A 26,586-nucleotide genomic window follows, 5' to 3' on the forward strand; every position below is an offset into this window, starting at 1 on the left:
ATGCCTACCTTTTCGCCGCTTGATCCGCCGTTGCCTCAAGGAGTTCGCGACACCCTGTTCCTGACGACGCCTCCAGGCAGCGCTGCCGCGCTTGCCTTGGCGCGACTGGCCTCTCGGGAGCCGCTACTGGTGGTCACTCAGGACACCGCTGAAGCGCTGAGACTCGAACAGGAGCTGGCCTTCTTCGCTGACGTGCCGGTACTGCCCTTTCCCGATTGGGAAACCTTGCCCTACGACAGCTTCTCGCCACACCAGGACATCGTCTCCTCGCGACTGCGAACCCTGAGGCAGCTTCAGGATGGCGTGCACGGCATCGTGCTGGTCCCCATCAATACGCTGATGCAGCGCCTGCCGCCGGTCGACTACATTGCTGGCCGCGTACTGACACTGGAAGTGGGCGCCACTCTGGAGCGAGAGGCGTTTCGAGAAACCTTGTCCCGTGCAGGCTATCGCGCGGTCGAGACCGTCTTCGAGCCTGGCGAGTATGCCCTGCGCGGTGCCTTGATCGACCTCTTCCCCATGGGCGCGGAGCATCCCCTGCGCATCGATCTGTTCGACAATGAGATCGACACGCTGCGCAGCTTTGATCCAGACACCCAGCGCAGCCTCGACAAGGTAGAGCGCATCGAGCTTCTACCGGCTCACGAATATTCGCTGTCGCGCTCTGCCATTGCCTGTTTTCGCGAGGGCTTCGAGACGCTTTTCGACGTCGACCCGCGCCAGTGCCCGCTATACGTCGATGCCCTCAAGGGCATTCCGTCGGCGGGACTCGAGCAATACCTGCCGTTGTTCTTCGAGACAACGGCTTCCCTGTTCGACCACCTGCCGGACGGCACCCACGTGGTCATGATGGCTGGCTGCCGCGACGCTGCTCAGCACCACTGGCAGTCCATCAGCAGTCGCTATGAAAACCTCGGCGTGGACCCCACCCGTCCGCTGCTGCCCCCCCATCGGGCCTTTATTCCCGAGGCAGAGCTGTTTGCGCTGATCAAGGCCCACCCACGGATCGAACTGACCGACGCCACCGATCATCCCCATGCCCATCGCTGCCAGGCACAGGCCGCACCCGACGTCGCCATCAACGCGCGCGCCAAGGAGCCACTGGCCGCACTAAAGAACTTTCTCGAACAGCACTCGCAACAGCGCGTGCTGTTCGTGGCCGAGTCACGCGGTCGCCGAGAAGCCCTGGAAGACACCCTGGCGCCGGTTACCGGCTCGCTGCCGGCAAGCACCGGCTTCCTGGAATTCCTCGATGGCGACATGGCACTCGCTATCGCTGAAGGTCAGCTCGCCAACGGGCTGCTGCTCGAGCAACCGGCGCTGACGGTCATCACCGAGACCGAGCTGTTCGGTGACGTGGTGCGCCAGACCCGGCGTCAGGCCAAGGCGACGGACGACAATGAGCTCGCGGTCCGCCACCTGTCCGAGCTCAAGGCAGGCGCGCCAGTGGTCCACCAGGCCCATGGGGTTGGTCGCTATCGTGGACTGGAAACCCTGGAGGCAGGCGGCCAGGCAGCCGAATTTGTCAGCCTCGAATACGCCGACGGCGCCAAGCTCTATGTGCCGGTCGACAGCCTGCATCTGATCTCCCGCTATGCCGGCGCCGACGATGAGCTGGCCCCCCTGCACCGCCTGGGCTCGGAGCAGTGGGACAAGGCCAAGCGCAAGGCCGCCGAGAAGATTCGCGATACCGCGGCAGAACTGCTCGACATCTATGCCCGGAGAGAGGCCCGCGAAGGCTTTGCCTGCGCGCCCCCGGATGACGAGTACGTCCGCTTCGTGGCCAACTTCCCGTTCGAGGAGACGCCGGACCAGCGGGTGACCATTCAGGCGGTGATTCAAGACATGACCGCGCCACGCCCCATGGACCGTGTGGTCTGCGGCGACGTCGGCTTCGGCAAGACAGAGGTGGCCATGCGCGCCGCCTTCCTGGCCGTCCAGTCACAACGACAGGTGGTGGTGCTGGTGCCCACCACGCTACTGGCCCGCCAGCACTACGAGAACTTCCGTGACCGCTTCGCCGATACTGCTGTCGATATCGAGCTACTGTCTCGCTTTACCAGCACTGGCGGCCAGACCGAGACCTTCAAGCGTATCCGAGAGGGCAAGGTCGACATCGTCATCGGCACCCACAAACTGCTGTCCCGTCAGCTCGATTTTCCTCAGCTCGGTCTGGTCATCATCGATGAGGAACACCGCTTCGGCGTCGCTCAGAAGGAGCGCCTGAAGAGCCTGCGCGCCGAGGTCGATGTATTGACCATGACCGCCACCCCCATCCCCCGCACCCTGAACATGGCCATGAGCGGTATTCGCGATCTGTCGATCATCGCGACGCCCCCTGCCCGACGACTATCGGTGAAGACCTTCGTCCAGCAACGCGAGGAAGCCGTCATCAAGGAAGCGTTGCTGCGTGAAATCCTGCGCGGTGGCCAGGTCTACTACCTGCACAACGAAGTGAAGACCATCGAGACCGCCGCCGAGAAGGTCCGAGAACTGGTGCCGGAGGCTCGCGTCGCGGTGGCTCACGGCCAGCTGCCGGAACGTTCGTTGGAGCGCGTGATGTCCGACTTCTATCACAAGCGCTTCAACGTCCTGGTGTGCTCGACCATCATCGAAACCGGCATCGACGTACCCAGCGCCAACACCATCATCATCGAACGCGCCGACAAGTTCGGCCTGGCCCAGCTCCACCAGCTGCGTGGCCGGGTTGGGCGCAGTCACCACCAGGCCTACGCCTACCTGCTGGCCCCTCCCCCGCGTTCGATGACACGGGACGCGGTAAAGCGCCTGGAAGCCATTGGCCAGGCCGAGGATCTGGGCGCTGGCTTCACCCTGGCCAGCCACGACATGGAAATCCGTGGCGCGGGCGAGTTGTTGGGTGACGAGCAGAGCGGTCAGATGGAAGCGGTTGGCTACAGCCTCTACATGGAAATGCTGGACCGCGCCGTCAAGGCCATACGCGAGGGTCGCACGCCCAACATTGAGTCACCCCTTCAGGACGGCGTGGAAGTCAGCCTCAACTTGCCTGCGCTGATTCCCGACGACTACCTGCATGACGTGCAGCAACGCCTGGTCATGTACAAGCGCATTGCCAACGCCAGCAATGAGGCGGAACTCAAGGAACTGCGGGTCGAAATGATCGATCGCTTTGGCCTGCTGCCGGGGCCGGTCAAGACACTGCTGCGCCAGACCCACCTGCGACAACGCGCTGAACGACTGGGCATCACTCGCCTGGAAGCCGGCGCCGAGCGCGGCAGGATCCTGTTTGGCGGCCAGACCGCCGTGGACCCCCTGACCCTGGTCGAGCTCATCCAAAGCGACCCCCAGAGGTATCGACTCGAGGGTGCTGACACGCTTCGCTTCAGCGTCGACATGGCTGACGAAGAGGCACGCTTCGAAGCGATCGAAGCCCTGCTCGAACGGCTCAACCGAAAGGCTCAGGCCGCCTGACATTTGCTCTGTAAAGACTGGCGCAAAGACGCATTAGCGGGCAATCTATAGCTATCGACACACTGCCACCTGTGGCCGGGTGATCCCCGGCCCTCACACAACATCGAGACTGTTGCAATGACTTCGATTTCACTTCGCCGACCGTTAGCTCGCGCCGCCACCCTGTGTGGCCTGCTCGGCGTGCTGGCGACTCCTCTGGTGGCGGCGGACGAACTGCCCAGGGGACACTACCTGCTGCCCGAAGACGGGGACCTTATCGGCGAGGTCTACACCGTGGAAGCGGACGAAGACGACACCCTCATCGATATTGGTCACGACCATGGCATTGGCTTCAATGCAATCACTCGCGCCAATCCCGACGTCAGTATCTGGTATCCCGGAGAAGGCACCGAGGTCGTCATTCCCGCCCAGTTCATCCTGCCCGACGCACCGCGCACGGGCATCGTGGTGAACGTCGCCGAGATGCGCCTCTACTACTATCCTCCGGCCAAGGAGGGAGAACCGCGCACGGTCCAGACCTACCCGATCGCCGTCGGGCGCATGGACTGGAAAACGCCGCTGGGCTCTACCACCATCACCGAGATGGTCAAGAATCCTTCCTGGTACCCGCCCGCCTCCATTCGCCGCGAGCACGCTGAAGCCGGCAACCCGCTCCCCGGCGTGGTACCGCCAGGCCCGGAAAACCCCATGGGCACCCGCAAGATGCGCCTGGGTATTCCTGGCTACCTGATCCACGGCACCAACAAGCCTGAAGGCGTGGGCATGCGCGTCACCCACGGCTGCATTCGCATGCTGCCTGATGACGTCGAGAACCTGTTTGACCAGGTCTCCGTCGGTACGCGTGTACGCCTGGTCAACGAGCCTCTCAAGCTTGGCTGGTCTGATGAGCACCTGTATGTGCAGGCGTATCCCTATCTGGACGAGGAAGAAGGCGCGCCCATTGAGGACATGACTGCCGCCATCGAAGAAGTGGAATCCGCCGTCGAGGACAAGGATTACAGCGTCGACTTTGCACGCCTGAGAGCCGCCATGGAGACCCCCAGCGGACTGCCCGTAGCGATGCAGGCGACAGCACCGGAACGCCCGACTCCCCTGCCTGGCAGTCTTTACGACCACATCGAACTGGTCGCTGGAGAACCCCCGCTGCTTAGCCAGGCAAGCCAGGGAGAGTAAAACCTCCGCTCCCTGGATGTCCGTCCAAAGGCGCCCTTGTGGCGCCTTTTTTTCGCCCTTGTCAGGCTCGGTCATCTGAGCAAAGTGACCGACAGAGTTGGGTGCCACGCGGCTGCTATTGCATCTGTCATGAGATCGAACAGGCGCGGCGACTTGCGCACCTGAGACGCGGATAAGGCCTGGCGCGCAGGGACATCAGAGCCATTTTCGTCAGCGTTCACCTAGGCCAGCGGCGCTTTAGTGAGCGCGTTACACCTGCCCCTTTCAGCCTGCCAGTGGCCCATCGAGCAGCCCCCGTTAACGCCACCACATGGCGCCGAGTCGCGCCTACCAGCGCCTGCAGGTATGACGTTGATGCAGGAGGTCCTGCGCCAGCACGCAGGTCCCAAAACGGCCATTGCCATCGTCGATCAAGGTATTTGCCGCTGCTGCATGCCTTCACCATGCAGAGCCGTGACACTGACCCAAAAACGACTGAGGCCCAACCTTTCGGTTGGGCCTCAGCCTATCGCTTCACGACCTGGCGGACGGACAATGTCCGCACCGTTCAGGTCATCCCCCGAGGGGGCAAGGAAACGATTACTTGCGCATGGAGCGCTCGAACATGCGGTTCATCTCTTCACGGTTCTGCTGAGACAGCTGCAGAGCCGCTTGAGCGTCACGCTGTGCCTGGTTAGCAGTGTTCTGAGCCTGAGTGGCGATGCTGCGAGCTTCAGCAGCGTCGGCCTGAGCGGACTCAGCAGTCATGCGAACTTCTTCCAGAGCGCTGGAGGAAGCACAGCCAGCCAGAACGGCCAGAGAAGCGGCGGCGGCGGTCAGCTTCAGGGTAGTCTTCAGAGTCATGGTGTTCTCCTTGAGTCTTCCTTGGTACTGCGATAATGACGTCTACATGCCCTTTAGGGGAATGCATCCATCAGGCTTCCTGCAAAGGCAGGCCTTTCTTGCAGCGACTTGTGCTGCTAAGCACAGGAGTCAAACGCTGTTTTATAATACACAACGGCGCTTGTCCATAGTCTTGAACGTCCCTAGTCCACAGTCTTGAACGTCCCTAGCGCCCCTAAAGACTAGCGGATGACGACGCGAGTGCCAACACCAATCAGGCCAGAGAGTTCTCGAATTTCCTGATTGGTCACGGCGACACATCCGTTGGTCCAGTCAAAGTTGCGGTGAATATCCATATCTCCATCGCCGACACCGTGTATCCCGATATAGCCACCGAGAACCGTCTGCTGCGGAGGGCTACGATGCCGCCGATAGTAGTCGAAATACTCGTCGTAGTCTTGCTGAGAGTAGAGCCCCGACTCGAGCGCCATTCTCGCATGGGTCGGGGTGGGATAGTCCAGCCCGATGAAGATGTCGAATTTGCTGTCGAAATTGAAGCGATCGACGTGGAATTCCCCACGCGGCGTCGTCTTGTCACCCATCACTCGCTGTGATTTTGCACCGCCCCTGCCCACCGATATCGGCGAGTAGCGGGCCAGTTCCACCCCACCACGATAGACCGTGAGACGTGACTCCTGATTGTCGATGAGCACCCACACCTCACTCGAGGAATCGGGCACGATGGCTCGCCTAAGCTGATCCTCGACCATATCGAAGCTGGCAAGGACTGCGGTGGGGAGTAGCAGCCAGGCACCAAGTATCATTTGGATAAAACGACGACGATGACCCCGCTGGAACATGACAAGACTCACTGTGTGTAAAAGAAATGATTGGTGACTGAGTGTAAACCACGCTCTGCGAGGCATCATCAACTATCTGGCAGACACTAGTGCGCCATGGCCAACCAGGACATCCCCTGCCTATTCATCTCAGGCCCGGCGTCTCCCCTTGGCGACACATCGCCTTTACCATTCCTCACTCGTCTGCCTTAGCGTCGCTATCTCTGCCTTTGCCATCGTTAGACAATCTCTCAAATCCTGTCGGAGATCGCGCCGACCGCCGACAGCAATAACGCCAGGAGGCCCCACGGAAGTTCCCTGACTTGCTCCCCCATCACTCTCCAGCGCGTCCAGATATGAGATCAATCGACCTAACCAACTGTCACGATCATTGGCGAGCTCACGCAAACGACGAACTTCCGCTATGTCGGGATAACGATCGCCCACCAGCATCGTATGCCAGTCGTGCTCGACCAAGTGAGCATGCTCGCTGACATCACGCAGCAGCGCATCCAGCGCCAAACCAAATAGCGCCAGCGCGCCCTCCTCGCAGGCACGCCGGTGGGCGTCTTGGTGCTCATCGTCCCGGACTGGTGTCGCAAGCAGCAACTCCACCTGGTACAGCAACTGGTTGGTACGCGCTCTGGGGGTCACTTGCGCTTGTCCTCGACCTGCCATGAGGAGCCGTCCCAGCTTGCCTTCCATCCGCTGGCCTTGCCGTTATCACCATCCGTCATCACGAACTGCTCCTTGAGCTTGCGTGAAAAACGGATCTGCGCGGGGCGGCCATCGGGGTCCTGCTCGGGCGCGCTGAGAAGGTAGTGATACTTCTCGGGCAACTCCTCGGCGTGAGGCTTCAGCTCCTTGACCAACGGCGGGCGCGTTTCGCGATTCTTGGGAAACTTGCTCGCCGCGAGGAACAGGCCACTCGCACCATCGCGCAGCACATAATGGTCCTCGACCTTCTGACACGCCAGCTCGGGCATCGGGATGGGATCCATCTTTGGCGGTGCGACTTCCCCGTTGCGCAGCAGCTTGCGAGTATTCTTGCAGCTGTCATTGGTGCAGCCGAAGTACTTGCCGAAGCGCCCCGACTTGAGCTGCATCTCGGAGCCACACTTGTCACACTCGATGACAGGACCATCATAGCCCTTGATCCGGAACTTGCCTTCCTCGATCTTGTAGCCTTCGCAGTCCGGGCTGTTACCGCAGATATGCAGCTTGCGGCCCTCGTCGATCAGGTAGCTGTCCATGGCGGTGGCACACAGCGGACAGCGCTCCTTGGCGCGCAGCGCGTCGGTTTCCGCCTCTTCACCCGCGTCGGCCGCTACGGCCTCTTCACCGGGAAGCAGGTCGATCGTGGTCTTGCAGCGCTCCTTCGGCGGCAGGTTATACCCACTGCAGCCAAGGAAGACGCCGGTGGACGCGGTACGGATCTGCATCTTGCGCCCACAGCTGGGACAGTCGATGTCCGTCGGCACGGGCTGGTTGGGACGCATGCCGTCCTCACTTTCCGCCTTCGCCAACTCCTCACGAAACTCCTGATAGAACGCATCCAGCAGCTCGCGCCAGCTGCGCTCGCCCTCGGCAATCTCGTCGAGACTATCCTCCATGCGCGCGGTGAAGGAGTAATCCATCAGGTCAGGGAAGGACTCCTTGAGACGCTCGGTGACAATGTCACCCAGCTTCTCGGCATAGAAGCGCCGATTCTCCAGCTTCACGTAGCCGCGATCCTGAATGGTCGAGATGATCGCCGCGTAGGTCGACGGACGACCGATGCCGCGTTTCTCGAGCTCCTTGACCAGACTCGCCTCGGTGTAGCGTGCCGGCGGCTTGGTAAAGTGCTGCTTCGGGTCGAGGGCGTCCAACGCCATCGGCGTACCCTCACCCAGGTCAGGCAAGGCCTGATCGTCTTCCTTGCGCCCCATGGGCGTCATGACGCGGGTATAGCCGTCAAACTTGAGCACACGACCCTTGGCCTTGAGCTCGTAACCGTCCACCGCCACGGTCAGCGTCGACGACAAGTACTCGGCAGGGGTCATCTGACAGGCCACAAACTGACGCCAGATCAGCTCATACAGACGCTCTGCATCGCGCTCCATGCCAGCAAGGTCGGTAGACCTGCGAGTCACCTCGGAGGGGCGAATCGCCTCGTGGGCCTCCTGGGCCCCTTCCTTGCTCGAGTAGCGATTCGGCGCCTCGGGCAGGTAACGATCACCATATTCGCTGCCGATGTACTCGCGCACGCTTTCCACCGCGTCTCTGGACAAGTTGGTCGAGTCCGTACGCATATAGGTGATGTAGCCCGCCTCGTAGAGCCGCTGAGCCAGCGTCATGGTCTTCTTCACCGAGAAGCCCAGGCGACCACTGGCAGCCTGCTGCAGGGTCGAGGTGATAAAAGGCGCGTTCGGCTTGGAACGGGTGGGCTTGTCTTCACGGGCCGAGATGGCAAGGGTTGCCTTGCGCAGCGCAGCGATCCGCTTTTCGGTCTCTGCCTCACTGGTGGGGCGAAACGCCTTGCCGTCCTGACGCACCAGCTCGAAGCGAATCGCCTCGCCCTCTGGCGTCACCAGATCAGCATGCACATCCCAGAACTCCTCCGGCACGAAGGCCCGGATCTCGCTCTCACGCTCGCTGATCAGTCGCATGGCGACGGATTGCACGCGCCCTGCCGACAGGCCTCGCGCCACCTTGGCCCACAGCAGCGGGGACAGCATGAAGCCCACCACCCGGTCGAGGAAGCGCCGTGCCTGCTGGGCTTCGACTCGCGGGATATTCAGGCTTCCCGGATCGGTAAACGCCTCCTGGATGGCATTCTTGGTGATCTCGTTGAACACCACTCGACGATAGCGCTGCTCATCCCCTCCGATGGTCTCGCGAAGGTGCCAGGCAATGGCTTCCCCTTCGCGATCAAGGTCGGTCGCGAGATAGACGGTATCGGCTTTCTCAGCCAGCTTCTTGAGCTCGGCAACGACCTTTTCCTTGCCTGGCAGCACCTCATAATTGGCCTGCCAGCCATTGTCAGGATCGATACCCATACGCCGGATGAGCTGCGTATGCGCCTTCTGGCGCTGATACACCGCCTTCTCCTCCGCCGACATCTTGCGTGTCGCGGCCGCCTGGCGAGCCCGCTCCTTAGGATCGGAGGCCGCCTTGCCAGAGCCGCTGGTCGGCAGGTCACGGATGTGGCCCACACTCGACTTCACGATGAAATCGTTGCCGAGATATTTATTGATCGTCTTGGCCTTGGCAGGCGACTCGACGATGACCAGAGACTTGCCCATAGTACTCCACGAAAGTCAGGGCGCCGCGCTCCTTGGCGTACGCCAGTATGTAACATACCCGCCGAAGCTTGACGGGGAAAAATGCGCTTACCCTAACCCAGTGCCGAACATCGCGCCAGTCACATCGACGGTTGCCCCTGGAACAGTGCTGGTCGTGTCACGGATCACGCGGCGCCTTCTGTACGGCGCCCGACTCGCATGGGCAAGAGACTAGCCTTAACCCCGTCGTCCGACAAGCAGCGGCCACATAACGACCTTGCCCCCGCTGGGCGGGGGCAAGGACATAGCGAGAATACGCCACAGGGCCGATCGAACGTGGCGATCAGCGCAGCGCCATAGTCACGAGCGCCGCGTCTGTCCCCGCGAGCGACTGGTCGAGCGCCGACGCGAAGCCGCAGGTGTCGCCTCTGCGCCCTCGGGCTTGGCCACCCCCGCAGGCTCTGACGTCGTTGCAGCAGCTCCAGCGCTGTCGGACTTCGTGCTGTCCGCCTTCGTGCTGTCGGCCTTCGTGCTGTCGGCCTTCGTGCTGTCGGCCTTCGTACCGGACGCCGAGGTAGTGGCGCCTGAAGCACTGGACGTCTTGGTGTCGCTGGACGTCTCGGAAGCGCTGGATGCCTTCGTCGTGCTCGGCTCCTTGGAAGCGCTGGGCGTCTCGGAAGCACTGGATGCCTTGGTAGCGCTGGACGCCTTGGAAGCGCTGGATGACTTCGTCGTGCTCGGCTCCTTGGAAGCGCTGGGCGTCTCGGAAGCACTGGATGCCTTGGTAGCGCTGGATGCCTTGGGAGCGCTGGATGCCTTGGGAGCGCTGGATGCCTTGGGAGCGCTAGTTGTCTTGGACGCGCTGGGCACCTTGCCACTGCCGCTGGTGTTCCCACCCGCACCGCCATCAGAGGATGACGACCGTGTTGACCTGCGACGGCTGGCCGGCCTCGCCTTGAGGAACAACGACTTGATTCGCTCAAAGCGAGCGGCCGCGTGCTCGCTCAAGTCACCGCTGGCCGCCAGAACGTGCTCCATATGCTCGATATGGCTGTCAATTTCCTTGGCATCAAGGCCCTCAAGCAACGCAGGCACTGCCTCAAGGGCGGCTTCACGATCCTGTTTCAGAATGAAGAACTGATCGCGCATCAAGTGCTTGAAGTCCTGCAGCTGAAGCTCGGGCTCCAGCTCGCTCCGGGAGGCTTGCAGCCGGCGGAAATTACGTCCGTCGGTGGCCGGAGCACCGCCAAGGACGAAGATGATCGACCTCATGACCGCTTCATGGGCCCCACCACGGGCGACCTGAGCACGAATTTCGTCGCGACGACGCTGGATGAAACGACGGCGTTCGGGTTCGGCGCCCGGCAGCCTTCGATCCGCGTCCACGGCACCGCGCAAGCCGACCAGAGACTGCAGCAGGGGCTGGCCATAGATATCCAGAAATGCCTTCTCGATGGACCGGTCACGCAGCACTCGCCAGGCATCCAGACTACGGGAGATCAGGCTTGAACCGATGTCTTCGTACACCCGGAAAACGTTGTCGTCGCTGAGCGCACGGCGACGTTCGCGCACCATTTCTGCCAACACCGGCAGTGGCGCCATCAGCGGGTTGCGGTCCGACAGCAGGCGATAACCCATGCGATTGGGATGCATCCGACGCATCCAATGGGCAGACTCCGGCGTGGAAAGCGCCCGAATCCACGGCTGCAGGAACTGACGGTACAGACCAAGATTGATCTCGGACACTCTGGCCACCGTCGCAAAGCGACGATCATCCTGAGGCTGAGGCTTGACGACCTCGTCCAGGTCATCCAGGTCACGGGTAGAGAACTCAAGCAGGTAATCGCGCTCGATAAGCTCCGCATCAGGACGGTCGCTGGCCTTGGACACCGTGGTCTCATACAGCCCCGGCGGCAAGACGTCGATGTAGTCCATGTTGGCCGTGAACTCGGCGTGCTCCTTGCGCGACACGCTGCCCGAGACAAAGATGCCGAGGTGACCCGTCTTGTCGTGCACGCAGTAGACAATGGTCTGCTCGTTGGCAATGATGTCGTCGACACCGCCATACAGATCACGCACCCACCCCAACGCCTGGGGTGGCGGCGTAATGTCATCACCCTGGGAGCAGAACACGATCACCGGGGAGCGCACGTTGCGCAGATCAATGCGACGACCGTCTGACGTCACCAGCTGCGCCGTCGACAGCCGATTACCGACGAACAGATTATCGACGATGTACTGGATCTCCTCTCCCCCCAGTACCACGTGTCCGCCCCACCAGCGTTCGAACTGAAGATAGCGTTCGGCTTCGGTATCGACATGGGCATATAGGTGGTATTGCTTGTCCCACCAGGTGTTGGCCGGGTTGAGCCGCTCGAAATTCTGTACCAGCCAGGCACCATCGAACACCCCATCCCCCATGTCCGACAGCATGTGGGTCGCCCAGCTGCCTCCGGTCATGCCGCCGGTATAGCGCATCGGCGCCTTGCCGCGCTCACCGGCCCAGTAGGACAGTGGAGCCCCGGCAATCAGGATCGGCCCAAACACTTCCGGCTCCAGCGCGGCGGCCATCATGATCTGCCAGCCAGCCTGGCAGTTGCCGACCACCATCGGCTTCTCACTGTCAGGGTGAAGCTCGTTGACATGGCGCAGGAAGGTGACCTCGGCCTCGACCACGTCCTCGACCCGCTGCCCCGGAATCGGGTACGGCATAAAGGCGATGAAGTAGCACGGATGGCCAGCCCGCAGCGCCACACCGATCTCGCTATCGGGCTTGAAGCCACCGATCCCCGGGCCATGCCCTGCACGGGGGTCGACCACCACGAAGGGACGTGCGAGCTCATCCGTTTCGACGCCTTCCGGGGGATGCACGCGCAGTAACTCATAGTTGACGGGACGTGGCAGCTCTTCCCCAAGCATGACGATGTCGGTATCGAAACCGAGCACCGAGGGACGGGTCTTTTCGATATGTTCGAGGTACTCGTTGCCGCGCTGCCGCATCACATCCCAATAGAGGATGCTGCGCTCGACGCTATCGCGCCAGTAATCGGCGGCGGCGCGTCCGAAACCAAAGGGATCGAGCAACGGTGCAAAGGGTTCCGCCATCGCGAACAGCGGCGCGGCAGCGCCAGGCATCAACGCATTCATAGGGACTCCTGGGGTTGCGTGACGCGCAGGAGGCGATCCGTGCGCCTGCGCACTTGTTGCACTGCAATATAGCGCATTCCCCCTGGGACTGCGAAGCCCCCGCACCATGCCACGGCACATAAGGTAGGAGTAGGCGCAAAAACACGTAGGCTAAAACGCACAATGCCCGGCATTACCGGGCATTGCTTTCATCTAACGCTGCGCATCGAACCGTTACTTGACCTCGATGCCATGGGCCTGCTGGTCGGCGTGATAGGACGACCGCACCAGAGGACCAGACGCCACGTGGGTGAAGCCCATGGCTCGGCCTTGCTCGGCAAACCAGTCAAAGGTCGCCGGCGGGACCCAACGGTCCACTGGCAGGTGATTGCGAGACGGCTGCATGTACTGACCCAGCGTCAGCATATCGACATTGTGGGCTCGCAGGTCCTTCATGACCTCGATCACCTGCTCGTCGGCTTCACCCACCCCGAGCATCAGCCCAGACTTGGTCATAACCTCCGGACGGCGCTCCTTGTAGCCCTTGAGCAGATCCAGAGACCACTGGTAGTCGGCACCAGGGCGCACTTTGCGATACAGGCTGGGCACCGTCTCCAGGTTGTGATTGAAGACGTTGGGCGGCGTGGTTTCGAGGATATCCAGCGCGACCTCCATGCGCCCCCTGAAGTCCGGCACCAGCACTTCGATCTCGATGCTCGGGCTGTCGCGGCGAATCTCGCGAATACAGTCGGCGAAATGCTGGGCACCGCCATCGCGCAGGTCGTCACGGTCAACCGAGGTCACTACCACGTACTTCAGTCGCATCTCGGCGATCGCCTCGGCGAGCTCTCGCGGCTCACGCTCATTCAAGGCATTGGGCCTGCCGTGGGCAACATCACAGAACGGACAACGACGGGTGCAGATGTCGCCCATGATCATGAAGGTGGCGGTGCCCCCGTGGAAGCACTCCCCCAGGTTGGGGCAAGACGCTTCTTCGCAGACCGTATGCAGGCCGTGGCGACGCAGCGTGTCCTTGATGCGGGTGACTTCCTTGGATACCGGCATGCGCACCCGAAGCCAGTCGGGCTTGCGCGGGATCTCCTCGGTGGGAATCACCTTCACCGGAATCCGGGCCACCTTCTCGGCACCACGCAGCTTGACACCTCTTTCGCTGCGAGCACTTTTCTTGGCCTTGGCGGCGGCGGCCGCCGCCTGGATGGCGGAGCTGTCAGTCATGTCTCTATCCTGTGGAAGATCGCCGTGACGACTCCAGGGCGATCAATCAAAATGTTGGCCGTGGAAAGCCTCTGGCTGACCAGAACGCTCAACCAGTTCACGTTGCCCCAGCCGAAGGGCCAAGGCATCCAATAGACGCTGCGCCTCAAGCCTGGCATCCACGTCAGTAGACGTCAGGTCGGCCAGCCGAGTCATCTCTAGCCCCGCATAGCCGCAGGGATTGATGAAGCTGAACGGCGCCAGATCCAGGTCCAGATTGACGGCAATGCCGTGAAAACTCGCGCCACGCCGAATCCTCAACCCCAGGGAGGCAATCTTGCGCTCCCCGACGTAGACACCTGGTGCATCTGGCCGGGCATGAGCCTCAATGCCATGCTGTCCCAGGGCATCGACAACGCTGTCTTCCAACGCGCTTACCAGGTCCCTGACCCCCAGTCGCGCGCGCTTGACGTCGATCAGGGGATACAGCACCAACTGACCCGGTCCATGGTAGGTAATCTGACCACCACGGTCCGTCTCCACCAAGGGGATCTCGCTGGGCATCAGCAGATGCTCTGCCTTGCCGGCCTGCCCCTGAGTGAACACCGGGGGATGCTGGACCACCCAGATCTGGTCGGGCGTCGTGCCGTCCCGCTGATCGGTCAGCTCACGCATTGCTTGCCATACGGGCTGGTAGGGCACTAGCCCAAGATGATAGACCTCGATGGGCTCCATCACACCACCATGTGCACGCGACCGGTCGCCTTGAGCTCCTCGAACAGCGCCTTGAGCTGGGTTTCACCCGTGGCACGCAGGGTCAAGCGCACAGACTGGAAACGTCCGTTGCGGCTATCGATGACCTCGAGGCTGTTCCCGGTAAAACTCGGATCATGCTTGAGCACGATCTGACTCACCGTCGCGGCAAAGTCTTCAGACGCATCACCGACCACCTTGATCGGGTAGTCACAGGGAAACGTGATGGTCACATCTGTCGGATCAGGCCCAGCTTGTGAGCGAAGATCACGGAAGGTTCGATCGTTCATCCGATGACCCTTTGAGTGGATACCCGACTATTCTACTCAACCTTGGCGACTCGACCAAGCCAGGCGACTCGGCTAAGCCGGGCGACTTAACTAAGCCGGGCGCATCGCACCCGGCTGCCCCCTCGTCGGCGGCGGACTCTGCCCGCTCACCGATCGGGTCACCTGCTCGATCGCGACAGCTTCAGTCGAACCAGCCACCCACCAGGTCACTGAAGAAACGCTGAACCTTGTCGATCATGCGCTTGAAGAAGCCACCCTCCTCGACCGCCTCCAGGGCCACCAGATCGCGCTCGCCAACCACTTCGTCGCCCAGTCGCACTTCCATGGTGCCAACCCGCTGCCCCGCAGCAATCGGCGCCACCAGGCCGCTGTCGATGTCCAGGCGCGCGGTCAGCTCACCATTGCGGTTACGCGGCACGGTCATGTAGACGCCATTGTCGACGCCCACCTTGAGCTCATTGGTCGCACCTTCCCAGACACGCGGGGTATTGAGCACCGCGCCACGATCATAGAGTTTCAGGGTCTCGTAATAGCGGAAACCGTAGCTCAACAGCTTTTGCGTTTCCTGTGCCCTCGCTTCATCGGAGTTGGTACCCATCACCACAGAAATCAGGCGCATGTCATCGCGCTTGCCCGACGACACCAGGCAGTAGCCGGCTTCTTCGGTCCAGCCCGTCTTCAGGCCATCGACGCTCGGATCGCGCCACAGCAGGCGGTTGCGGTTCGGCTGTTCGATACCGTTGTAGGTAAAGTGCTTCTGGCTATAGATCGCGTAGTGTTCCGGGTAGTCCAGAATGATGTGACGGGCCAGACGCATCAGGTCACGGGCAGACGAGTAATGGTTTTCGCCGGGCAGACCGGTGGCATTCTCGTAGTGGGTATTTTCCATGCCCAACTGGGTGGCATGCTGGTTCATCAGGTCGGCGAATGGCTCCTCACCGCCGGCCAGATACTCGGCCATGGCAACGCTGGCGTCGTTGCCGGAGACGATGACGATCCCGTGCAGCAGCTCTTCTACCGGCACCCGGGTGCCGACCTCGACGAACATCTTGGAACCGCCGGTGCGCCACGCCTTCTCGCTGATAGGCACCATGTCATCGCCCTGGATATTACCGCGGTCGAGTTCACGTTCGACCAGGTAGGCGGTCATCAGCTTGGTCAGGCTGGCCGGCGGCAGACGCTGATCAGAGTTGTGTTCAGCCAACACGCGACCACTATTGGCGTCGATCAGAATCCAGGACTTTGCAGCGAGCTGCGGCGGAGCAGGAATCATGACCTGGGGCTCGGGCATGTCCGGCGTGGGAGCGTCAGGCTGCTGGGCACTGGTCAAGGGAGCCACCAGGGCCGCACACACAAAAGCAACTGGCAAATAGCGGCGAGAAAGAGATGACTTGAAAATCATGGTGAACGTCTCGTTACAACAGTCGGGGAAAGCGGCGTTAAACGTCGCCGCACAATTTTAATCACACATCGATACCCGCGAACTTCACCGTGGCGCCGGCTTAATGGCGCCCACGGCTAGCGCCCATCGACGACAAAGGTCTGCTCAAAACCGGCCTGGCGCAAGCGTTCTCTGATCGGCTCCGCCTGGCCTCGACTGGCCAACGGCCCAACCTGCACCTTGTGCAGGCCAGCGTCACTGGCCACCCGCACATCCTGGTTCAAGCGCTGCTCGAGGTCTGACTTGAGGTCTCGAGCGCTGGTCGCGGAACCCAATGCCGCCACCTGAATGTAGACACCCTCGGCAGCACCCGCACTCGTCGGCGCTGGGGCCTCTGCGCGGGCACCACGCTGAGCTACCGCGGGAGCCTGTGCCGCAGACTGGGACGGCGCCGCAGCTGGCGGTGCTGATGTTCGCTGAGCTGATGTTTGCCGAGCCTGGGCTTGGGACGCAACAACCCCGGACGACGCCTCAGCACCTCGCCCACCGTTGGCCTGCCACTGACCAGCATCGATGGCACTGACGCGGACTCGGCCAGTGCCATTATCGAGGATGTCCAGGCGCGCTGCCGCCGCATAGGACAGGTCGATCTCGCGGTCATCATGAAACGGACCACGGTCATTGACCCGCACGATGACCGAGCGACCGTTATCCAGATTGGTCACGCGAGCAAAGGTCGGCAGCGGCAACGACTTGTGGGCGGCGGTCATCTTGTACATGTCATAGATTTCGCCGTTTGAGGTGGCATAGCCATGGAACTTCTGGCCGTACCAGGAGGCTGTGCCTTCGCGCTGATACCCGCTCGGGTCGTCCATCACGTGATAGGTCTTGCCCCACACCTCATAGGTCGACCGGTTGCCTGCACGGGAGCGCGGCTCATTGCGCGGTACCGCGTCCGGCACCTGACTGACATCAGGTGGGCTTTGAGGATACGCATCACCACTCATGGCGTAGCGGCCACCACTGGAACTGGGCGCCTCACTCTGGGTGGCCGCCCCGTCCGCACTTGGCGCATTGCCGGGACCACCGCTGGCACACCCGCCCAGGGCGACCAACAGCGACATGGTGGGCAGCAAGCGCGATCGCAGGCTCATGTGGTCGCCTCCAGCTCCAGCGCATTCCACCACTGGCGCTTTCCCAGGTCACGCACCTGGGCGATGGCCTCGGCAAGCTCGGTCACCGCCATGGCGTACAGATGGCTATGATTGTACCGGGTGATCACGTAAAAATTGGTATCGGCAAGGCGATAGCGCACGCTGCCATCTTCGCTGTCGAGTGCCAGCGGAATCACCTTGCGATCGCCCGCCAGTGGCTCCTGCGGGCGAATGCCCTGGGCTTCCAGTGCGGAGACCTGCACGTAAGGGCGCTGGGTACGATTGAAATTGATCGCAGCAGGTGTGGTCGCAGGACCCTGTGCTTCCCAGTACACCTCGCCGCCGGGCTGCCAACGGTGCTCGGCAAAGTAGTTGCCAACGCTCCCGATGGCATCGACCGGGTCGGTCCACAGGTTGCGATGCCCATCGCCGTCAAAGTCCACGGCGTAGGCTTGATAGCTGGTAGGAATAAACTGGGGATAGCCCATGGCACCGGCATAGGAGCCTTTCAGGCTGCCAGGATCCACGCCCTGCTCGTAGGCGATATCGAGAAAGGCCTCCAGCTCGCCCTCGAAGAACTCTCCCCGACGCGGATGGTGGAAGGCCAGCGTCGACAAGGAGTCCAGCACTCGGTGGTCGCCGGTAATCCTGCCATAGCGGGTCTCGACGCCAATGATGGCAGCGATGACCTCCGGTGGAACTCCGTAGCGCTGCTCGGCCCGCTCGAAGGCATCAAGATGGGTCTCGATAAAGGCGGCACCCTCGTTGATGCGCTCCTCTCCGAGGAAGATATTGCGATAGCGCTCCCAGGTCATATGATGCTCGGCGGCACCACTCATGGCTTCGAGCACCGACGGCTGGAACTGCGCGCTGGCCATGGTCTGCTCAAGCCATTCCCGGGAGATCCCCTGCCGCTCCAGGCGTCCCATCATGTCGTTGACGTCGGGGGTCGCGAAGTCCTGCGCCGCCGCCGACAGCGACAGCGTCGCAAGCAGGCCGCCCAACACGCTGCCCAGCCAGCCACGGCGTGTCGCACCAACGCCTTCCCTTCCCTGGATCAGGGGTACTGTCATCAATCTTCTCCCTTGGGACACGCCGTGTCGCCTGCCAGCACTATCGCAAATGCGATGGCGAACAGGGTGGCGACGGCTGTCGCACGCCCATGTGCGCTCTCTGGCGGCGATCTGGCATGAACCCGTAAGCCTGTTCATCGACGCTATCGAGGCAGCAGTCGACGGTGTGCATTGACCGCCATGAGAATACCGAAACCGGCCATCAAGGTCACGCTGGACGTCCCTCCGTAACTGACCAGAGGAAGCGGCACGCCGACCACGGGAAGAATCCCGCTGACCATGCCGATGTTCACAAACACATAGATGAAGAACGTCAACATGATGCCACCGCCCAGCAAGCGGCCAAAGGTGTCTTGCGCCGCGCCAGCCAGCCACAGCCCCCGCGCAACAATCAGCAGGTAGAGCACCAGAAAGGCCAGCATGCCTACCAGGCCGAATTCCTCACCCAGCACCGCGACGATAAAGTCCGTATGTCGCTCAGGCAGAAACTCGAGCTGCGACTGGGTCCCCTCTAGCCAGCCCTTGCCCCAGATACCGCCGCTGCCGATGGCCGTGGTCGACTGGATGATGTTCCAACCAGCGCCGAGCGGATCGCTCTCGGGGTCCAGAAAGGTCAATACCCGCTGCCGCTGATAATTGTGCATGTTCATCCACAATAGCGGTAAGGCGGCCCCCGCCAGGGCCACCATGGCACCGATGAACTTCCACGAAAGGCCCGCCAGCAAGATGACAAACACCGCCGCCGAAGCCACCAGCAACGAGGTACCAAGATCGGGCTGACGGGCGATCAGCCCCACCGGCAAGGCGATCAGCAATGCGCAGCCCGCCAGCACCCTCCAGTTCGGGGGCAACTCGTGCCGACTGATCCAGGCAGCGATCATCATCGGCATGGCGATCTTCATCATTTCCGAGGGCTGGAAGCGCACCACGCCAGGAATCACCAGCCAGCGCTGCGCCCCCATACCGATGTCACCGAGAATCTCGACCGCCACCAGCATGACCACACCGGTCATGTAGGCGGGCAACGCCCAGCGCATCAAGGTCGCCGGGGAGAACTGAGCGAGCACCAGCATCACGGTCCAGGCCACACCGAAGCGAATTGCCTGGGCGGTGACCACCCGCATGTTCTCGCCGCTGGCGCTATACAGCACCGCCAGGCCGCTGACCATCAGCAGCAGCAGCATCGCCAGCAGCCACGGATCGATATGCAGCCGCTGCCACAGAGAAATGCGCCTGGCGATGCCGCTGGCGGGGGGGCGTACCGGATGACCACGCAATGATCGCACGAAATCGACGGCCATCAGTCGGCCTCCTCTGGGTCATCTTGCAGCGGATCGCTAGCGTCGGATACCGGCTTGCCGGCGTTGTGATCCAGGATCCAGGCATCCGCCATGGCTCTGGCAAGACCAGCGGCGTGGGTCGAGCCACCGCCGGCGTTTTCGACGATCACCGCGATGGCAATCTGGGGGTCTTCCACCGGAGCGAAGGCCATGAACAAGGCATGGTCACGCAGACGTTCGCGCAGCTCGGCGGCGTTGTACTTCTGGTTCTGGCCCAGCGAGAACACCTGGGCGGTGCCGGACTTGCCGGCCATGCGATACTGAAGCCCTGCGCCCGTGCGCCGGGCGGTGCCCTCGCGACCGGACAGCACCTTCTCCATGCCATTGAAGACCCGTGTCCAATAGGCATCGGGAGCATCGATATCCGCTGGTGTGTCCGGCAAGTCGACCGGCACATCTTCCGCGCCGATGCGCTTGGCCAGGCGCGGGCGTACCCAATGCCCGCGATTGGCCAGTACCGCGGTGGCCGACGCCAGCTGTAGCGGCGTGATCTGCAGGTACCCCTGTCCAATGCCTACCGACAGCGTCTCCCCGGGATACCAGGGCTGGTTGAAGCGCGCACGTTTCCAGTCGCGGGACGGCAGCAGGCCATCACCCTGGCCCGCCACATCGGCGGCAACGCGAGTACCGAAGCCGAACGCGCCCAGGTTGGCGTCGATCCGATCGATACCGAGCTCGTGTGCCAGGGAATAGAAGTAGGTGTTGTTAGACACCGCCAAGGCACGTTCGAGATTGACCCGACCGTGGCCCCAGCGCAGCCAGTTGCGATAGCGGCGGTCATCATTGGGCAGCTGGTAATAGCCAGGATCGTAGATCACTTCATCTGGCGTGACGGCGCCCTCGATCAACCCGGCCATGGCCATGAACGGCTTGATCGTGGAGCCGGCGGGATAGCTGCCGCGAGTGGCCCGGTCGAACAGCGGCAGATCGATATCGTTCTGCAGGCCACGATAGGAAGCGACATCGATACCGGTCACGAACTGATTGGTATCAAAGCCCGGCACCGATGCCATGGCCAGGATCTCGCCGGTCTGGGGGGCAATCGCGACGATGGCACCGCGGCGGTCATCCAGAAGGTCCACCGCGAGCTGCTGCATGTCCATGTCCAGGGTCAGGGTCAGGTCCTGCCCCGGTTCAGGATCGGTGTGCCCAAGCTCGCGCAACACCCTGCCACGGGCGTTGGTCTCCACCTTGCGAAGTCCCGCTCGCCCATGCAGCTGGTCCTCGTAGAACCGTTCCACGCCGGTCTTGCCAATGAAGTGCGTCCCGGCGTAGTTGCCCGGATCAAGAGACTCCAGCTCCTCGGCATTGATTCGCCCGACATAGCCCAGGGCGTGGGACATGATTTCGGCATCGGGATAGAAACGCAGCAACTGCGCCTGGACCTCTACCCCTGGCAAACGGTGGCGGTTGACCGCCAGCCGCGCAATCTGCGCTTCCGTCAGATCACTCATCAGCAGCGCCGGCTGGTAGGGCCGCTGCCGCTGGCGTGAGCGCACCTTGAACGCCTCGACCTCTTCTGCCGGCAGATCCAGCAGGTCGACCAACAGCTCGAGCGTGGCGTCGAGATCGTCCACCCGCTCGCGCACCAGGGTCAGGTTATAGGTGGGACGGTTTTCTGCCAGCAGCTGACCGTTGCGGTCGTAGATCAGGCCCCGCGTGGGCGGCAGGGGCTCGACCCTGACGCGATTTTTCTCGGAACGCGTGCTGTAGACCTCGTGCTGAACGATCTGCAGGTAGCAAAGGCGGCCAACCAGCAGGCCCGACAGCAGTACCACCACGACGCCAGCGAGGCTTGCTCGCATGCGAAAGATGCGTAGCGCTTGCTCGGGATTCTTGAGGGTGTCTCGACGCTTACGCATGCGAGGGGCAATCCTTGTCTGGCTCAGAAGCCGTCACCGATGGTAGGGATGCCCCACCATCAGCGTCCAGGCACGATAGAGTTGCTCGGCCAGTACCAGCCGAACCAGAGGGTGAGGCAGGGTCAAGGGGGACAATGACCAGCGCTGATGAGCCCGCGCCGACAGCGCGGGATCGAGACCATCAGGACCACCTACCAGCAACACGACGTCACGGCCACCGTGGCGCCATTGATCGGCGTGCTCTGCCAGGACTTCCGTCGTCCAGGGCTTGCCCAGCACTTCCAGCGCCACCAGGTGCTCGTCTCCACGCAGGCGCGCGTCGATACGTTCTGCTTCCTGGGTGATCGCGCGTGCCGTATCGGCATTCTTGCCACGATGCCCCGGGGCAATCTCTTCAATCTCGAGGCGAAAGTCCTTGGGGAGACGCTTGCGGTACTCCTCGACGCCATCAGTGACCCAGCCTGGCATGCGTGTACCGACCGCCAGCAGGCGGACCCTCATGCCTTGGCCTCTTCCTCTGGTGCCGGGCTGTCGCTGGGCAAGTCTGACCACAGGCGCTCTAGGTCATACAGCGCGCGGGTGTCAGGCATCATCACATGCACCACCACGCTACCGAGATCCACCAGCACCCAGTCAGCACCGCTGTCGCCTTCCACGCCAAGGGGCTGAACACCCTGCTCCTTGGCGTTGGTAATCACACTGTTGGCCAGGGCCGCCACATGCCGTGTCGAGGTGCCGCTGGCCACCACCATCCAATCCGTTACGCTGGTCAATCGCGACACGTCGAGCACTTCGACGTCCTTCGCCTTGATATCGTCTAGCGACTCGATTACGAGCGCTTTCAATGCTTCAATCTGCATAGCCCCTCATCACTGGGTATTCATCGACCGTCTATTGTACCCGCTGACGCGCCTTATGGCAGTGCGATTCCAGCGCTTCCACGAATTTCTCACTCAGCGCCGAAAATCGCTGGATTCCGATACAGTCCCCGGGACTCGATACGCTGCACCACCGGCTCGGGCAGGAGATAACGCACGCTCTCGCCCTGAGCCAGGCGCTCACGCACAAAAGTGGCGGATATGGCCATGCGTGATGGCAGCGACAGCCGCAGCAAACGGCCCTGAGCCTCTTCCATCAGTGCTTGGCAGTCATTGACCTCACGACCGGCTATCAGTTCCTCAAGAGCCGCCGGCAACGCGCCGATATGGTCTGGACGGTCGATCACGACCACATGGGCCAGGTCGAACAGCTGCTCGGGCCGATGCCACTGCGCGAGCTTCAAAAATGCATCATGTCCCAGCGCCATGACGATCCGCGCCTTTTCACCGTAGCGCTGTCGCAATGATGCCAGGGTCAGAGCGCTGTAGGACGGCCCTTCTCGCTCCAGCTCGCACGGGTCCGCCAGCAGACCCGGGGTGTCTCCGATCCCCAACCGCAGCAGCGCCAGGCGCTCCTGAGCCGACACCTGTGGACGGCCCCTCAAGGGCGGCTGCGCCGCCGGAATCATGTGCACGCCGTCCAGGCCGAGCACGTCCCTCAGCTCTACCGCCGTGCGTAGATGACCGTGATGCACCGGGTCGAAGGTCCCCCCCAGCATGCCGATGCGTGCGGGCCCATCGGTGATGGAAAACGACACCTGCTCACTCACTGGCGAATCTGACCATCACCCAGCACCACGTACTTGCGCGTAGTGAGGCCTTCGAGACCGACGGGGCCGCGGGCGTGCAAGCGGTCAGTGGAAATGCCGATCTCGGCACCCAACCCGTACTCGAATCCGTCGGCAAAGCGAGTGGACGCATTGACGATCACTGAGCTTGAGTCAACCTCGGCCAGGAAGCGCCGCGCCAGGGTATAGTTCTCGGTGACGATCGCTTCCGTGTGTCCGGAGCTGTACTGCTCGATATGCGCCATCGCAGCGTCGATGCCATCGACCACCTTGACCGCCAGGATCGGCGCCAGATATTCGGTCGCCCAGTCCTCATCGCTGGCAGGCAACCAGCTGTCCACCACTTCGCGGGCACGCTCGCAGCCGCGCACTTCCACCCCTTTTTCCGCGTAGACACCCGCGAGCCTCGGCAGCAGAACGTCGGCCACTGCCACGTCCACCAGCAGGGTCTCCATCGCGTTACACACACCGTAGCGATGGGTCTTGGCATTCACCGCAATGGCCTCGGCCTTGTCGAGATCCGCATGGGCATCCACGTAGACGTGGCAGATACCATCCAGGTGCTTGATCACCGGCACCCTGGCCTCCCGACTGATGCGCTCGATCAAGGACTTTCCACCGCGGGGTATGATCACATCAACGTAGTCAGGCATGCTGATCAGATGACCCACCGCAGCGCGGTCAGTGGTCGCCACACACTGCACCGCAGCGTCCGGCATGCCCGCTTCGCCGAGCCCCTTGGCGATGCACTGCGCCAACGCAAGGTTGGAGGCGCTGGCCTCGGAACCGCCACGAAGAATGCAGGCGTTGCCCGATTTGAGGCAGAGACTGGCCGCTTCCAGCGTGACGTTGGGACGCGATTCATAGATGATACCGATAACACCAAGGGGGACGCGCATCTTGCCCACCTGGATACCACTTGGCCTGGCGGACAGATCACTGATCTCGCCGACCGGGTCGGGGAGAGCCGCGACCTGATGCAGCCCTTCGATCATCGCATCGATACGTGCATCGTTCAGCGCCAGGCGGTCGAGCAGCGCGTCATCGAGCCCCTTGTCACGACCACGCGCCATGTCATCACGATTAGCCGCCAGAATCTCTGGTCGCGCCTCATCCAGTGCCTTCGCCATGGCCTTCAGCGCATGATTCTTGGCGGCCGGAGTCACACGGCGCATGGCAGAGGCAGCCTGCCGGGCACGCTGGCCGACGGCATTCATGTAAGCACTGACATCGTCGATGGTGGCGGAGGTGGCGCTGGCAGAGTCGGACACGATGGGAAGTTCTCCTTGACGTGTTCCACCCCCCAAACTGGACACCAGCTAGGGGGCAGGGGAAAGCGTGGGGCGGGTCAGGAACCACTGAAGAGGCCATAGTAAGACAGCATGCGGATCAAGTACAAAGTCGGACTGTTCAAGCTGAATATCTTTGCCGCTGCCGGGCTGCTGGCAGCCTGCGCGCTGCTGTCCGACCAACCTTGGGACGGCATCTTGCTGAGCCTGGCCGCCCTGTGGTTTGCCTTGACCGGCCTGGCCCTTGAGTTCAGCCATCGGCGGCATGCCTACCGCCCCTGGCTCGCGGTCGCCAGCCTTCTGCTGGCGGCCCTGGTCATGCTGCCAGGACATACCAACGCTGCCTGGCTATGGGCCTGGCCATGCCTGCTCGCGCTGCCTCAGCCGCGCTGGATGCAGCTGCTAAATGCTTGCCTTGCCGGCCTCAGCTGGTGGAGCCTGATCGACCGACTGAGTCCTCATCACTGGATCCTGGTGGGACTGCTGCTCACCTGCCTATGCCTTTACGCCATCAGCCGCTCATTGCCTGGAGGCCACTCCCAGCGCCTGGTGCGCAAGCGAGCCAGGCTGGCGCCAGGCCTGGCGCTGTGGTCGGCGGAGCAACTTGAACGCGACCTGGTCAAGGAGAATAGCCGTGCCGCCCGTGACGACGTCCACGCCGAGCTGCTGCTGATCCACGTCCAGGGACGGCAGCTGTGGCGCATCGCTCAAGAGGTATGCAGCCAGATCAAGTCCTTTGAAAACGCTTACCAGCTAGACCAGCGGACGCTTGGCGTGCTGTTGACCAGCCGCGACGCGGATCAGGCAAGACAGCGCCGCCAGGAGCTGCTGGATGCTATCAACGCTCCCACGCAGTCGCGCGCAGTGCCCTTGACCCGGCTGGATAATCTACCGCGAATCCTGGAGACCCTCGGCCAACAGCGCCCTTCCCCTCAGGTGGTGGAGAAAGCGCATGACTGAACACCCGCACTGGCGACGCTCCTGGCGTCTGCTCGCCGACCTGCTCGCTGCCTTGCTGCTTGCCGCCGTCGCGCTGTGGCACTACCTGATCGGTCAGTACGAATACATCCTGCTGCCTGCCGTGCTGTGCTGTCTGGTCGGCGTCATCGCCTACCTCGACGCTCGGCGCAACTCGCGCATTACTCACTACCTGTTGCTGATATGCGCCTGCCTGATGCTATACGACCAGGCACTGATCCACTCCTCCCTCGATCCTATCTGGACGAGCCTGCCGATTGCCCTGGTCTTGCTGCTGCTGCCGCTGGGACCCGCCTTGCTGCTGTCATGCTTGGCTCTCCCCCTGTGGTTTTTGATCCACCGTCAGATGGCACCGGACGTGGCCCAGGCCGTCACCATGTTGACCTTCCTGGCGTGCTGCACCCTGGCCAGCTGGGAGCATCTGCGCCAACGGGACCTCGCTCGCGCTACCGACCCGAGCGATGCCGACTGCGACGCCCTCAATCACGCCACCCTGCACGAGCGTCTGACCGGAGAGCTTGAACGCGCCCAACACCTGGACCAGCGTCTCGCCGTGGTCATTCTGCATCTGCCTCAGCTTGAGGTAGCCAGCGAGCAGCACGGCTCACGTCTACAGCTGTCACAGCTCGATCAGCTCTGTCGTGCGGTCCACCTGCACTGCCGCGACCACGACATCCTGGGCAGGCACTGCGCCGACACCTTCTGGCTGATCCTCCCTAACACCACGGAAAGCGGCGCCTTGCTGGTCACCAAGCGACTCGAACAGGCCTTATCCGAGGTTCGCCTGGCGGACCTGGGTCCGCTGACCCTTCGCTCGCAATTGTGTGCCCTCAAGCCGGAAGAGGACTGGCAGGTCTTCCTGGAGCGCTTGCAGCGACGCACCCAGACCATGACGGCGGACTGACCGGTCAG

The 26,586-nt window shown here is 62.3% G+C and carries 21 protein-coding genes; 4 read left to right on the forward strand and 17 right to left on the reverse strand.

Annotated elements, in window-relative coordinates; translation table 11 throughout:
• Together mfd and KUW18_RS11025 are read left to right on the forward strand one after the other, a co-directional pair.
• A complete protein-coding gene (gene mfd / locus KUW18_RS11020) occupies positions 1-3,450 on the forward strand; it encodes a transcription-repair coupling factor (protein ID WP_222561418.1) in 3,450 nt (1,149 codons plus the stop codon).
• A 117-nt stretch (positions 3,451-3,567) separates the two neighbouring features.
• The gene (locus tag KUW18_RS11025; protein WP_206943263.1) at positions 3,568-4,623 is read left to right on the forward strand and encodes a L,D-transpeptidase family protein; all 1,056 of its coding nucleotides are present in this window, start codon (positions 3,568-3,570) and stop codon (positions 4,621-4,623) included.
• A gap of 579 nt (positions 4,624-5,202) precedes the next feature.
• On the opposite strand, the gene KUW18_RS11030 is transcribed toward KUW18_RS11025, so the two are convergent.
• From KUW18_RS11030 to KUW18_RS11110, 17 genes are all read right to left on the reverse strand, one after another.
• On the reverse strand, positions 5,203-5,466 hold the full coding sequence (locus tag KUW18_RS11030; RefSeq protein WP_045992670.1) for an Lpp/OprI family alanine-zipper lipoprotein: 264 nt from the start codon (positions 5,464-5,466) through the stop codon (positions 5,203-5,205).
• Between the two features lie 221 nt (positions 5,467-5,687).
• Positions 5,688-6,305 (reverse strand): murein L,D-transpeptidase family protein, encoded by a 618-nt coding sequence (locus tag KUW18_RS11035; RefSeq protein ID WP_206943264.1) that lies wholly within the window; start codon positions 6,303-6,305, stop codon positions 5,688-5,690.
• A 165-nt stretch (positions 6,306-6,470) separates the two neighbouring features.
• Positions 6,471-6,989 carry a DUF6586 family protein gene (locus tag KUW18_RS11040; protein WP_224852068.1) on the reverse strand — a complete coding sequence of 173 codons (519 nt, stop codon included), beginning with the start codon at positions 6,987-6,989 and terminating at the stop codon, positions 6,471-6,473.
• Positions 6,935-9,568: a type I DNA topoisomerase gene (gene topA, locus KUW18_RS11045; RefSeq protein ID WP_206943265.1), complete on the reverse strand. Its 2,634-nt coding sequence runs from the start codon at positions 9,566-9,568 to the stop codon at positions 6,935-6,937. The genes KUW18_RS11040 and topA overlap by 55 nt, the downstream gene beginning before the upstream one ends.
• Before the next feature lie 339 nt (positions 9,569-9,907).
• Positions 9,908-12,694: a DUF3141 domain-containing protein gene (locus KUW18_RS11050; RefSeq protein WP_222561419.1), complete on the reverse strand. Its 2,787-nt coding sequence runs from the start codon at positions 12,692-12,694 to the stop codon at positions 9,908-9,910.
• A gap of 213 nt (positions 12,695-12,907) precedes the next feature.
• Complete coding sequence (gene lipA / locus KUW18_RS11055) at positions 12,908-13,909, reverse strand: lipoyl synthase (protein WP_206943267.1); 1,002 nt, start codon at positions 13,907-13,909, stop codon at positions 12,908-12,910.
• A 42-nt stretch (positions 13,910-13,951) separates the two neighbouring features.
• The gene (gene lipB, locus KUW18_RS11060; RefSeq protein WP_222486583.1) at positions 13,952-14,623 is read right to left on the reverse strand and encodes a lipoyl(octanoyl) transferase LipB; all 672 of its coding nucleotides are present in this window, start codon (positions 14,621-14,623) and stop codon (positions 13,952-13,954) included.
• Positions 14,623-14,931 carry a YbeD family protein gene (locus tag KUW18_RS11065; RefSeq protein WP_206943269.1) on the reverse strand — a complete coding sequence of 103 codons (309 nt, stop codon included), beginning with the start codon at positions 14,929-14,931 and terminating at the stop codon, positions 14,623-14,625. The genes lipB and KUW18_RS11065 overlap by 1 nt, the downstream gene beginning before the upstream one ends.
• Positions 14,932-15,112: 181 nt before the next feature.
• Positions 15,113-16,333: a D-alanyl-D-alanine carboxypeptidase family protein gene (locus KUW18_RS11070; protein WP_206943271.1), complete on the reverse strand. Its 1,221-nt coding sequence runs from the start codon at positions 16,331-16,333 to the stop codon at positions 15,113-15,115.
• Between the two features lie 116 nt (positions 16,334-16,449).
• Complete coding sequence (locus KUW18_RS11075; RefSeq protein WP_222561420.1) at positions 16,450-17,466, reverse strand: septal ring lytic transglycosylase RlpA family protein; 1,017 nt, start codon at positions 17,464-17,466, stop codon at positions 16,450-16,452.
• Positions 17,463-18,539 carry a lytic murein transglycosylase B gene (gene mltB / locus KUW18_RS11080; protein WP_222163455.1) on the reverse strand — a complete coding sequence of 359 codons (1,077 nt, stop codon included), beginning with the start codon at positions 18,537-18,539 and terminating at the stop codon, positions 17,463-17,465. The genes KUW18_RS11075 and mltB overlap by 4 nt, the downstream gene beginning before the upstream one ends.
• Before the next feature lie 143 nt (positions 18,540-18,682).
• Complete coding sequence (rodA, locus tag KUW18_RS11085; RefSeq protein ID WP_206943277.1) at positions 18,683-19,840, reverse strand: rod shape-determining protein RodA; 1,158 nt, start codon at positions 19,838-19,840, stop codon at positions 18,683-18,685.
• A complete protein-coding gene (gene mrdA, locus KUW18_RS11090; protein WP_222561421.1) occupies positions 19,840-21,741 on the reverse strand; it encodes a penicillin-binding protein 2 in 1,902 nt (633 codons plus the stop codon). The genes rodA and mrdA overlap by 1 nt, the downstream gene beginning before the upstream one ends.
• Before the next feature lie 33 nt (positions 21,742-21,774).
• Entirely contained in the window at positions 21,775-22,242 is a 468-nt protein-coding gene (rlmH, locus tag KUW18_RS11095) for a 23S rRNA (pseudouridine(1915)-N(3))-methyltransferase RlmH (protein WP_222163457.1), read from the reverse strand.
• Positions 22,239-22,601, reverse strand: a complete 363-nt coding sequence (gene rsfS, locus KUW18_RS11100) for a ribosome silencing factor (protein ID WP_222561422.1) — start codon at positions 22,599-22,601, stop codon at positions 22,239-22,241. Before rsfS ends, rlmH begins: the two co-directional genes overlap by 4 nt.
• Before the next feature lie 89 nt (positions 22,602-22,690).
• On the reverse strand, positions 22,691-23,338 hold the full coding sequence (gene nadD / locus KUW18_RS11105; RefSeq protein WP_222561514.1) for a nicotinate-nucleotide adenylyltransferase: 648 nt from the start codon (positions 23,336-23,338) through the stop codon (positions 22,691-22,693).
• 47 nt (positions 23,339-23,385) lie between these two features.
• Positions 23,386-24,624 (reverse strand): glutamate-5-semialdehyde dehydrogenase, encoded by a 1,239-nt coding sequence (locus tag KUW18_RS11110; RefSeq protein WP_222486326.1) that lies wholly within the window; start codon positions 24,622-24,624, stop codon positions 23,386-23,388.
• Between the two features lie 165 nt (positions 24,625-24,789).
• Here KUW18_RS11110 and KUW18_RS11115 point away from each other — a divergent pair, with 165 nt between their 5' ends.
• Positions 24,790-25,656: a hypothetical protein gene (locus KUW18_RS11115; protein ID WP_222561423.1), complete on the forward strand. Its 867-nt coding sequence runs from the start codon at positions 24,790-24,792 to the stop codon at positions 25,654-25,656.
• A complete protein-coding gene (locus KUW18_RS11120) occupies positions 25,649-26,578 on the forward strand; it encodes a GGDEF domain-containing protein (RefSeq protein ID WP_222561424.1) in 930 nt (309 codons plus the stop codon). Before KUW18_RS11115 ends, KUW18_RS11120 begins: the two co-directional genes overlap by 8 nt.
• The last annotated feature ends 8 nt before the right edge of the window (positions 26,579-26,586 follow it).

Origin of the sequence: Halomonas sp. DP5Y7-2 (assembly GCF_019802025.1) — a bacterium.
GTDB classification, from domain to species: domain Bacteria; phylum Pseudomonadota; class Gammaproteobacteria; order Pseudomonadales; family Halomonadaceae; genus Halomonas; species Halomonas litopenaei_A.

Excerpts from the sequence above, each read along its gene's own strand:
- mfd (WP_222561418.1), top strand. The coding sequence starts at position 1 with ATGCCTACCTTTTCGCCGCTTGATCCGCCGTTGCCTCAAGGAGTTCGC.
- KUW18_RS11025 (WP_206943263.1), top strand. The coding sequence starts at position 3,568 with ATGACTTCGATTTCACTTCGCCGACCGTTAGCTCGCGCCGCCACCCTG.
- KUW18_RS11030 (WP_045992670.1), bottom strand. The coding sequence starts at position 5,466 with ATGACTCTGAAGACTACCCTGAAGCTGACCGCCGCCGCCGCTTCTCTG.
- KUW18_RS11035 (WP_206943264.1), bottom strand. The coding sequence starts at position 6,305 with ATGTTCCAGCGGGGTCATCGTCGTCGTTTTATCCAAATGATACTTGGT.
- KUW18_RS11040 (WP_224852068.1), bottom strand. The coding sequence starts at position 6,989 with ATGGAAGGCAAGCTGGGACGGCTCCTCATGGCAGGTCGAGGACAAGCG.
- topA (WP_206943265.1), bottom strand. The coding sequence starts at position 9,568 with ATGGGCAAGTCTCTGGTCATCGTCGAGTCGCCTGCCAAGGCCAAGACG.
- KUW18_RS11050 (WP_222561419.1), bottom strand. The coding sequence starts at position 12,694 with ATGAATGCGTTGATGCCTGGCGCTGCCGCGCCGCTGTTCGCGATGGCG.
- lipA (WP_206943267.1), bottom strand. The coding sequence starts at position 13,909 with ATGACTGACAGCTCCGCCATCCAGGCGGCGGCCGCCGCCGCCAAGGCC.
- lipB (WP_222486583.1), bottom strand. The coding sequence starts at position 14,623 with ATGGAGCCCATCGAGGTCTATCATCTTGGGCTAGTGCCCTACCAGCCC.
- KUW18_RS11065 (WP_206943269.1), bottom strand. The coding sequence starts at position 14,931 with ATGAACGATCGAACCTTCCGTGATCTTCGCTCACAAGCTGGGCCTGAT.
- KUW18_RS11070 (WP_206943271.1), bottom strand. The coding sequence starts at position 16,333 with ATGATTTTCAAGTCATCTCTTTCTCGCCGCTATTTGCCAGTTGCTTTT.
- KUW18_RS11075 (WP_222561420.1), bottom strand. The coding sequence starts at position 17,466 with ATGAGCCTGCGATCGCGCTTGCTGCCCACCATGTCGCTGTTGGTCGCC.
- mltB (WP_222163455.1), bottom strand. The coding sequence starts at position 18,539 with ATGACAGTACCCCTGATCCAGGGAAGGGAAGGCGTTGGTGCGACACGC.
- rodA (WP_206943277.1), bottom strand. The coding sequence starts at position 19,840 with ATGGCCGTCGATTTCGTGCGATCATTGCGTGGTCATCCGGTACGCCCC.
- mrdA (WP_222561421.1), bottom strand. The coding sequence starts at position 21,741 with ATGCGTAAGCGTCGAGACACCCTCAAGAATCCCGAGCAAGCGCTACGC.
- rlmH (WP_222163457.1), bottom strand. The coding sequence starts at position 22,242 with ATGAGGGTCCGCCTGCTGGCGGTCGGTACACGCATGCCAGGCTGGGTC.
- rsfS (WP_222561422.1), bottom strand. The coding sequence starts at position 22,601 with ATGCAGATTGAAGCATTGAAAGCGCTCGTAATCGAGTCGCTAGACGAT.
- nadD (WP_222561514.1), bottom strand. The coding sequence starts at position 23,338 with ATGCTGGGGGGGACCTTCGACCCGGTGCATCACGGTCATCTACGCACG.
- KUW18_RS11110 (WP_222486326.1), bottom strand. The coding sequence starts at position 24,624 with ATGAATGCCGTCGGCCAGCGTGCCCGGCAGGCTGCCTCTGCCATGCGC.
- KUW18_RS11115 (WP_222561423.1), top strand. The coding sequence starts at position 24,790 with ATGCGGATCAAGTACAAAGTCGGACTGTTCAAGCTGAATATCTTTGCC.
- KUW18_RS11120 (WP_222561424.1), top strand. The coding sequence starts at position 25,649 with ATGACTGAACACCCGCACTGGCGACGCTCCTGGCGTCTGCTCGCCGAC.